11 protein-coding genes are annotated in these 8,816 nt (G+C 67.4%); 8 read left to right on the forward strand and 3 right to left on the reverse strand.

Going from position 1 to position 8,816, the window contains the following annotated elements; genetic code table 11:
- The coding region (locus WBV89_RS20010; protein WP_423983089.1) for an FAD-dependent oxidoreductase at positions 1–248 on the reverse strand (248 nt) is incomplete at its 3' end.
- A gap of 77 nt (positions 249–325) precedes the next feature.
- Here WBV89_RS20010 and WBV89_RS20015 point away from each other — a divergent pair.
- The 3 genes from WBV89_RS20015 (at position 326) to WBV89_RS20025 (ending at position 3,133) form a co-directional block, all read left to right on the forward strand.
- Entirely contained in the window at positions 326–910 is a 585-nt protein-coding gene (locus tag WBV89_RS20015; RefSeq protein ID WP_423983090.1) for a helix-turn-helix domain-containing protein, read from the forward strand.
- Positions 911–973: 63 nt separating this feature from the next.
- Complete coding sequence (locus tag WBV89_RS20020; protein WP_423983091.1) at positions 974–1,765, forward strand: ferritin-like domain-containing protein; 792 nt, start codon at positions 974–976, stop codon at positions 1,763–1,765.
- Between the two features lie 138 nt (positions 1,766–1,903).
- Entirely contained in the window at positions 1,904–3,133 is a 1,230-nt protein-coding gene (locus WBV89_RS20025) for a serine hydrolase domain-containing protein (protein WP_423983092.1), read from the forward strand.
- A gap of 41 nt (positions 3,134–3,174) precedes the next feature.
- Here WBV89_RS20025 and WBV89_RS20030 read toward each other — a convergent pair whose 3' ends face one another.
- Complete coding sequence (locus WBV89_RS20030; protein WP_423983093.1) at positions 3,175–3,360, reverse strand: hypothetical protein; 186 nt, start codon at positions 3,358–3,360, stop codon at positions 3,175–3,177.
- A gap of 79 nt (positions 3,361–3,439) precedes the next feature.
- Here WBV89_RS20030 and WBV89_RS20035 point away from each other — a divergent pair, with 79 nt between their 5' ends.
- The 5 genes from WBV89_RS20035 (at position 3,440) to WBV89_RS20055 (ending at position 7,696) form a co-directional block, all read left to right on the forward strand.
- On the forward strand, positions 3,440–4,819 hold the full coding sequence (locus tag WBV89_RS20035; protein ID WP_423983094.1) for a chloride channel protein: 1,380 nt from the start codon (positions 3,440–3,442) through the stop codon (positions 4,817–4,819).
- A complete protein-coding gene (locus WBV89_RS20040) occupies positions 4,816–5,256 on the forward strand; it encodes a MarR family winged helix-turn-helix transcriptional regulator (RefSeq protein ID WP_423983095.1) in 441 nt (146 codons plus the stop codon). The genes WBV89_RS20035 and WBV89_RS20040 overlap by 4 nt, the downstream gene beginning before the upstream one ends.
- A 126-nt stretch (positions 5,257–5,382) precedes the next feature.
- Positions 5,383–6,018 (forward strand): DsbA family protein, encoded by a 636-nt coding sequence (locus WBV89_RS20045; protein ID WP_423983099.1) that lies wholly within the window; start codon positions 5,383–5,385, stop codon positions 6,016–6,018.
- Positions 6,015–6,614: a TIGR03086 family metal-binding protein gene (locus WBV89_RS20050; protein ID WP_423983096.1), complete on the forward strand. Its 600-nt coding sequence runs from the start codon at positions 6,015–6,017 to the stop codon at positions 6,612–6,614. The genes WBV89_RS20045 and WBV89_RS20050 overlap by 4 nt, the downstream gene beginning before the upstream one ends.
- Positions 6,615–6,691: 77 nt before the next feature.
- Positions 6,692–7,696, forward strand: coding sequence for a diadenylate cyclase (locus tag WBV89_RS20055; protein WP_423983097.1), 1,005 nt, complete (start codon positions 6,692–6,694; stop codon positions 7,694–7,696).
- Between the two features lie 50 nt (positions 7,697–7,746).
- On the opposite strand, the gene WBV89_RS20060 is transcribed toward WBV89_RS20055, so the two are convergent.
- Complete coding sequence (locus WBV89_RS20060; RefSeq protein ID WP_423983098.1) at positions 7,747–8,646, reverse strand: LLM class flavin-dependent oxidoreductase; 900 nt, start codon at positions 8,644–8,646, stop codon at positions 7,747–7,749.
- Between the last annotated feature and the right edge of the window lie 170 nt (positions 8,647–8,816).

Raw genomic sequence — 8,816 nt, forward strand, 5'->3', positions numbered from 1 at the left:
GCGACGACATCGACCACCCGATCGCTCACGACTTCGATGTCGTAGGCAGCGAGTTCGGCGTGCGCGAGCGCCAGGAACTCGGCTGGCGAACGGCCGTCGTGGCCGAGGTAGCCGTGCATGTGGGCAGCGGGAGCGTTGCGCGGCTCACCCGCGTCGATGACGACGACCGTGCGTCGCCCGCGTCCCAGTTGGAGTGCGGCTGCGGCACCAGCCGCACCACCGCCGATCACGATCACGTCGATGTCCATGGATACGACGGTAGGGCACATTGTCGCGACCACAATACTCGTTGCGGAATTCGCATGACGGCGCCAAACTGTTCCACATGCCCTCCGACACCGACAACGCCGGCACCGCCGACGTCGACATCGACGACCTCGTCCGGTCGCGGCTGCGCGCGATCCGTCAACACGTGGGGTGGTCACTCGACGAGCTGGCCGAACGTACAGGTGTCGGCGCGTCGACGATCAGCCGCCTCGAAACCGGCCATCGTTCGATCAGCTTCGACGTCCTCGTTCCCCTCGCCCGGGCGCTCGATGTGAGCGTGGATGATCTCGTCACCTCCGAGCGCTCCGACGACATCGTGATCCGACCGGAGCCGGTCGCACACCCGGGGATGACGGTGTGGGCGCTCTCGAAGCCGAGCAGCGAGACGGTCGCGATCAAGATGCTGCTCGAACCGGTCGACACACCACCCGATCCGAACGTGCATCCCGGCCACGACTGGCTGTTCGTCCTCACCGGCAGCGTCCTGCTCACGCTCGGCGAGCGGAAGATCCAGGTGCGTGCAGGCGAATCCGCGGAGTTCCCGACGATGACACCGCACGCGGTCAACGCGATCGACGGACCCGCCGAGGTGATCATGGTCTTCGACCGCAACGGAGCCCGCACCCACCTCAGCGACACCTGACGGCCCGGACACCTCGATCGCGCGCAGAGTGATCCGTGCGAGGCGGCGGGGCGAACCACCCACATGAACTTTGACATCGATCGGTACCTCGAGTTGGTGGCGCCGCTCGACGACAGCGACATCGACTACAACGCCTTCCACAGCGATCCTCTCGACGAGGAGACGCTGCGTTGCCTGCGGTACATGCACGACGTCGAGTTCCACACGACCTGCTACCTGCGCGACCTGCTGGTGACCTCGGCACACGACGACCCCGAGATCACCGCGTTCCTCGCGATGTGGAGCTACGAGGAGTACTGGCACGGCGAGGCAATTGCGAAAGTGCTGGCCCACCACGCGGAGACGAATGGACGCGAGCGCATCGCGGCGACCCGGCGCCGCGTCGGCCGGGAACGTCTCACCACGCTGGCCATGATGATCGGCTCGACGATGACCGACCACGTGGTCACCGTCGCTCTGACATGGGGAGCGGTGAACGAATGGACGACGCAGGCCGGCTACCTGCAGCTCGCCAAGCGCTCGGGCCACCCGGTGCTGGCCGAGCTGTTGCGGCGGATCGCCAAGCAGGAGGGACGCCACATCGACTTCTACGCCAGCCAGGCATCACGACGCCTCGCCGAGTCGGCCGGAGCACGCCGCCTCACCCGCCTCGCACTGCGCCGCCGATGGCGCCCGGTCGGATCGGGTGTGATGCCCGAGGTCGAGACGGAGTTCCTGATCGCGCACCTCTTCGGTGGCGATGACGGCGCGTCGATGGTCGACCGAATCGATCGCCGACTCGCCCGCCTTCCCGGCCTCGAACGACTTCACCTCGTCGCCTCGGCACGTTCCTCCGCCGTCCACGCCGCCCCATAGCCACGCGAGCCCCTTCCGGCCACCCCCGACCGGGCACCTCGTGAACTCTTCCCGCGCTCCGTGCGCGAACAGTTCACGAGAACGGCGGTGAGGGACTCGGTGCGGGCGGACGGTGCGTGGTTTGGCAGTCTTGCGTCGATGAGCAACCTCGACGCCACCACCGACCCGACCGGACTCGGGTTCGATCCCGCCCGCCTCGCGCGCATCGACGACCATTTCGCGAGCTACGTCGACGACGGTCGACTCGCCGGCTGGCAGGTCGCGGTGATGCGCAACGGGCAACTCGCCCACCACTCGACGTACGGCAAGCGTGACCTCGAAACCGGCGCCGATTGGACGACCGACACGATCGCCCGGATGTACTCGATGTCGAAGCCGATCACCTCGGTGGCGGCGATGATCCTGTACGAACAGGGCCGCTTCCAGCTCAAGGACCCGGTGTCGAAGTTCATCCCGTCGTTCGCCGACACGCCGGTGTATCGAGGCGGCTCGTTCCAGGCACCGATGACCGAACCCCAGACCGAACCGATGCGGATCTGGCACCTGCTGACCCACACCTCGGGGCTCACCTACGGCTTCCACAACTCCCACGCCACCGACGCGATCTACCGCAATGCCGGTTTCGAGTGGGGCAACCCCGCCGGGCTCGACCTCGAGGGCTGCTGCGATGCGTGGGCCGAACTCCCGCTGGTCTTCCAGCCGGGGAGTGAGTGGAACTACGGCGTCTCGACGGACGTGCTCGGCCGCGTGATCGAGGTCGTGTCGGGCCAGCCGCTCGACGTGTTCCTGCGGGAGAACGTCCTCGATCCGCTCGGCATGGTCGACACCGAGTTCTGGGTTCCGGAGGACAAGCGGGATCGTTTCGCCGAGCTGTACTTCCGCAACCCGGCGACCAAGCAGGCCACGAAGATGCCGGCTCCGTCGCTCACGACGAAACCGACGATGCTCGGCGGCGGCGGCGGGCTGTGCGGAACGGCCGCCGACTACCTGCGCTTCACCCAGATGCTGATGAACGGCGGCGAACTCGACGGCGCGCGCATCGTCGGATCGCGCACGGTCGACTACATGACCCGCAACCACCTCCCCGGCTACGCCGACCTCGAGGAATACGGCCGGCCGCTCTTCGCCGAGACGACGTTCGACGGCGTGGGATTCGGACTCGGATTCTCGGTCGTCCTCGACTCGGCGGCCAACCGCGTCCTCGGCACCGAGGGTTCGTACTCGTGGGGTGGAGCCGCGAGCACGATCTTCTGGAATGACCCGGCCGAGGACCTGACGGCGCTGTTCCTGACCCAGCTGCTGCCGTCGAGCACCTACCCGATCCGACCACAGCTCCAGCAACTCGTCTACCAGGCGCTCGTCGACTGACGCTCGTCAGCTGAGCTCGTCGACCGTCCCGGCATCCAGGGTCATTCGGGTGCTTTGAGGCGGAAGTAGAGCCAGATCAGCGCGCCGATCACGAAGAAGATCAGGAGACCGCGCACCAACCACCACAGCGTGCCCAGGATCGCTCCACCGACGATCCACAGCAGGAGCACGACGATCACCCATCCGACGACCGACGCGGCGAGAGAGCGGGGCGACGAGGTGGCCATACCGTCATTCTACGAGCGCCCGACACGTCGCTCCTGTGGACGTCCGACGTCAAATAGATCGTGATACGATCTTTCAGCGGTGTCCGTCCGAATGAGCCCGCCGAGCGACAAGGCCAAGCAACGATTGGCGAACTTCTTCGGGGTTCGGCTCCGGATGGTCGCACTGATCGTCGTGGTCGGTCTCGCCGGCGGCGGGATCGGAGCGGCCTATCTGTGGGCACTCGATGCCACGACCGATCTGCTGGGACCCGACCGGTGGGGCGGCACCGAACACATCGTCGTTCTCGCATCGATCGGCCTCCTGATCACCGTGCTCGTCTCGGTCCTCGGACGGCCCGCCGACGTCGAACTGCTCGTCGGAAACATCCACGTCCCCGGGATGACCGACGACGAGCGCAGTGATGCAGACGATGACGATGGTGCGACTGATCCTCGACACCATCACGACATCGAACCCGCCGGCAGGCTGCGCTCACTGATCCCCATCTCGTTGCTGTCGGTCGGCACCGGGGGGACACTCGGACCCGAAGCCCCGCTCGTCACCACCACCGGGACCCTCGCCACGCGGCTCGCACGTCGAAACGGCCTCGAACCACCCGACGTGCGGATCATCGCCATCACGGGCATGGCGGCGGGGTTCAGCGTGCTCTTCGGAGCGCCGCTCGGGGCCGCGGTGTTCGCGCTCGAGATCCCACACCGGCGCGGTCTCGAGTACTACGAGGCGCTGATCCCGGCGACCATCGGCGCGCTGTGCGGGTTCGCGGTGTCGACCGCATTCGGCCGTCTCGGATTGGAGCCGATCTGGGACCTTCCATCGGTCGCTCCACTCGACAGCGTCGACCTCGCGTGGGCGGTCCTCGCCGGTGCTCTCGGTGCCGCGATCGGGATCTTCTTCACGCTCGTCGTCGGTGTCCTCCACCGAGTTGTCGAGTGGATCCCCAGCGTGTCCCGACCCATCGCCGGTGGTGTGGCGCTGGGACTGTTGGCCCTGGTCACGCCCTACGCGTTGACCAATGGTGAGTTCCAGATCGAAGCGTTGATCGAATCTCGACCCGTCGTCACGACGCTGCTCGTCGCCTGCGTGTTCAAGGTGGTCGGCGCAGCGGTCGCACTGGTGACCGGGTGGCGGGGCGGCTTCATCATCCCGCTGTTCTTCGCCGGTTTCGCGCTGGGGTGGGCGGTGACCGATGTGTTGCCGATCGAGCACACCTGGATGTTCGTCGCCGCAACGATGGCCGCCGCGAACGTCGCCGTGACGAAGACGCCGATCGGGTCGACCCTCGTCGTGACCGAGATGGCGGGGTTCGCCCTGCTCCCGACCACCTTGATCGGCTCCCTGGCCAGCCTGGTGTTGACGTCGCAGGTCGGCTTGCTCGACAGCCAACGCCAACGATTCGACCCGTTCGGCCACGAGCATCACCACGACCGCGGCACCTCGGCCACGACCGGCGACCGATGACCGAACCCGGCGATGCCCCGCTGACCGAGGGCGACTACCGGTCGTTGGCCGAGTTCCGCCATGCGCTCCGCCGTTTCCTCGCCTTCTCCGAGCGTGCGGCTCGCGACCATGGGCTGACCCCCGCCCAACATCAATTGCTCCTGGCCGTGCGTGGCCACCCCGGCCCGACGAATCCGTCGATGAGCGAGCTCGCCGAACTTCTCCAGCTCAGGCTCCACTCGGTCGGTGAACTCGCCGACCGAGCGGTCGACAACGGGTTGGTCACTCGGGACGTCGATCCGGACGACGGCCGACGCTCACTCCTCGTCCTCACGGCGGAAGGCACTGCCCGACTCGATGCCCTCTCGCTGATCCATCGTCGCGAGCTGCGCCGATTCCGAGCCGAACTCGGGTCGCTCCTCGACGAACTCGGCGACGAGCACGACCCCGGAGTCTGATCGCCGGCGAGGTCCGGAACACGGCACCCACGCAACCGCCCGTGACCGATCGGGCTGCGGCGGACGGGGCATCTGACTCGGCGGGCGCACTCCAGGGGTCGTACCCTCGACCACATCGCCGAATCGATCCGCTTCCATCTCGATCCCCGGTGCCCATGGTGCTGGCAGACGTCCACTTGGGTCCGCCGCCTCACCGCGACCGGCACCGTCGAGGTGAGTTGGGGCGTGTTCTGCCTCGAACTCGCCAACTTCTCGAAGTCGATCGACGAATTCGACGTCGACCGGAGTGTCGCCGCACCGACGCTGCGCGTCCTGGTCGCCGTCCGCGACGGCGAGGGTGAGGATGCTGCGGGTCGCTACTACGCGGCGCTCGGCACGCGCTACTTCGACGCCGAGCAGGCACTCGACGACCCGGCGACCAGCCGAGCCGCGCTGGCTGATGCCGGCCTCGACGTCACGTGGCACGACCGGGCGATCGGCGATCCCGAGACCTGGCGGACCGTCGTCGCGGAACACCAGGCGTTGGTCACCGAGACCCGCTCATTCGGGGTCCCCACGATCCGCCTCGGAGGCGGCGACGGACCGGCGATCTTCGGTCCGGTGATCTCGAACCCCGTCGACTCCGACGACGAAGCGATCGAGCTGTGGACCCACGTGTCGTGGCTCGCGCGCTACGACAACTTCAGCGAACTCAAGCGGGACCGGACTATCGAGCCCGACCTCGCCTACTGGCGTTCGTTCGTGAAGAAGCACCGGTCGTGACCGAGCGTCTCGATCCGCTCGACGCCCTCGATCTCGCTCAGGCGAGCGGCCGCGCGGTGATCTCCGGCCTCCGCCCCGATGACTGGCAGCGCCCGACCCCGTGCGACGAATGGTCGGTGCGCGACATCGTCAACAAGATGGTCGCCTCGACGCTCATGTTCGCCGCGTTCGGACGTCGCGAACCGCTCGACCCTCCGTACGACCTCGTGCATCCCGCCGAAGTCCTCGGAGACGACCCGAGCGACACGTTCACACGGGCGGCGAGCGAGTGCTCCGATGCGTGGCGACGAGCCGGTGCGCTCGACGGAACGGCTCCATCGACGGTCGGGCAGTTCCCTGCGAAGGCCGTGCTCAACGCCCGGATCTTCGACACGACGATCCTGACGTGGGACATCGCCCGGGCCACCGGCCAGCCGCACGGGATCGGTGAGCCACTCGCCGCCTACGTGTTGCGCGTGGCCGAGGCCCTGGTGCCGAACGTCCGAAACGTCAGTCCCGAGCGGTACAAGGACGCACCCGACGTCGACACGAATGCCACGACCGTCGAGCGGATGATCGCCGCCACCGGGCGTGACGCCGCCTGGACCGCTCCCTGAGCGGAGCCACCGCGATCGGCGAGCGGGCATGTGCTCCACGCGATCGACGCGCGAGGCACCGCCGCTAAGGTCGGACGGTGTCCCGCGGGTATGACGATGAGTTTCTCGTTCTCCCCGGCAGGTTGCAGCGGCTGGCCGAGGAGTTGGACGAGGAAGGCCTCCCCGCACTCGACGGTGCGCCCGACCGGATCGCTGCACTCGTCGAATTGGCGTACGCGCTGCGTCCTCATCTGCATGAGGGCCGCGTCCCGTCGTACGGAGCGCTGCTCCCGCCTCGGTCGCTGTTCGCTCCCGGGTTCAACCAGCCGGCGCTCGACACGGTCGCCGACCTGATTCCGGTCCACGATCTCGATCTGCAGTTCGCTCGCCGTTTCGCCGACGGCATCACCTCGTTCGCCGTCCGGTCGCATCATTCGGTCGATCATCTGGCGTGTTTCGGTCGCAGCATGGCCGGCGAATATGACCTCGTCGGGCTCCAGGCGCGGATCGGTGGGCTCATCATCCAGCGCCATCCGGCGGGCCAGGTGCGCCTCTTCGGACCGTCCGGCGTCGTGCGCTGGAACGGCACGACGTGGCACCACGATGCGCCGATGGACGCGTGGATCAAACGCCTCCGGGCCGTGGCACCCGGGCTTCCCGTCGACGGTGTCCGACCGCTCCTGCGCTTCGCTGTGCACAAGCTCGGTGGACGCGGGATCGGAGCGACCCTCATCTGGCGACCGACCGAGCACGACGTACCCGCTCATCGCCACGAGCCACTCGTTCACAACGCGCCCCGTCTGCGACTGGATCACATCGGCGAGGAGGCCGCGCTCGCGCAGGCGCTCTCGCAGACGGACGGGGCGGCGATCTTCGACCGTGATGTCACGCTGAGCGCCCTCGCCATTCGGCTGGCACCGTCGACCTCGGCCGAGCGGGCGATCGGCGCGATCGGAGGGATGCGCCACACGTCCGCGCTGCGGTACTCCTACGACGATCCCCACTCGATCGTGATCGTCGTGTCCGATGCGGGACCGGTCACCCTGATGCACGCCGGACGCGCGATCACCAGCGTCGACCCCGCCGAGGAGAAGATCGGCTGATCGCCGGCAACCTGTGCGACCGGTCCGGGACCGACGCCGAGCAGCGTGGATCAGTGGCGAAGTTCGGGGATCACGTCCAATGCCAGATGCTCGAAACTGGGGATCTGGCCCGGGTCGCTCGGGTAGTACAGCCCGATGTCGGTGAAACCGGCGGCCACCAGCCCGCGAACGAGACGCTCGAAGAGATCGTCATCGTCGTAGTACCGCAACCGACCGCCCTCCGCCCGGGCTCGTGCATCGAACAGGTTGGCACTCCGTCGCAGGGCCGCCGGGTCGCGTCCCACGGCGGAACACAGCTCGTCCATGGCCTGCGCACGGGCACCCAACTCATCGATCTGGGCGTTGAAGTCAGGATCGAAACTCATCGTGTTCCAGGTGTCCGCCCAGCGCGCCGCGTGCGACATCATCCTCGGTCCGAGCGCCGCCGCGACGACCGGAACGCGCGGCGACTGGAGTGACGACGGATTCATGACCGCATCACATGCCTGGTAATACCGGCCGTCGTACGTCGTCACCTCTTGGCTCAGCAAGAGCCCGACGAGTTCGATGTACTCGCCGAACCTCGCCGCGCGCTCGACATTCGACCAGTTCTCGAGCCCGATCATCTCGGTACCGGGGTCGATGGCGAGACCGGCGCCGAGCCCCAGTTCGAGACGTCCACCCGACACCTGGTCGACGGTGATCGCCTGATGTGCCAGGACGCCCGGATGTCGCAGGGGAATCTGCGCCACGTTGCTCGCGAGGCGGATCGTGGAGGTTTCCACCGCGAGCGCTGCGAGCAGCGTCCAGCATTCCAGCCACGCGGCAGGCGGATTCGCCCAGTCGCAGAAGTGGTCGGGAACTGCCGCGATGTCGAAACCCAACTCCTCGACGCGCCGAACCTGACTCCGGTACTCGGAGTACGGGTTTCCCGGCAGTGTCAGTACTTGGAATCGGATGTCGAAGCCCACTGCCGGATCGTAGACGGCGCCGAAATCAGCCGATGTCGTTCAGCCGGTCACGGGTCAACTGTTCAGGGGTCAGTCCGACCGCGACGAGTTCGGGAGGAAGTACGTCGCCGAGTGCGAGGGAGGCGGTCGCCATCCCTGCCGCTGCCGAGGTGTGGATGCCGTACCCACCT

The organism is Ilumatobacter sp., assembly GCF_049588435.1.
Classification (GTDB): Bacteria; Actinomycetota; Acidimicrobiia; order Acidimicrobiales; family Ilumatobacteraceae; genus Ilumatobacter_A.

What these genes read in the sequence shown, in the direction of transcription:
- WBV89_RS20030 (WP_423983093.1), bottom strand. Translation starts at nt 3,360, where the DNA reads ATGGCCACCTCGTCGCCCCGCTCTCTCGCCGCGTCGGTCGTCGGATGG.
- WBV89_RS20025 (WP_423983092.1), top strand. Translation starts at nt 1,904, where the DNA reads ATGAGCAACCTCGACGCCACCACCGACCCGACCGGACTCGGGTTCGAT.
- WBV89_RS20040 (WP_423983095.1), top strand. Translation starts at nt 4,816, where the DNA reads ATGACCGAACCCGGCGATGCCCCGCTGACCGAGGGCGACTACCGGTCG.
- WBV89_RS20020 (WP_423983091.1), top strand. Translation starts at nt 974, where the DNA reads ATGAACTTTGACATCGATCGGTACCTCGAGTTGGTGGCGCCGCTCGAC.
- WBV89_RS20015 (WP_423983090.1), top strand. Translation starts at nt 326, where the DNA reads ATGCCCTCCGACACCGACAACGCCGGCACCGCCGACGTCGACATCGAC.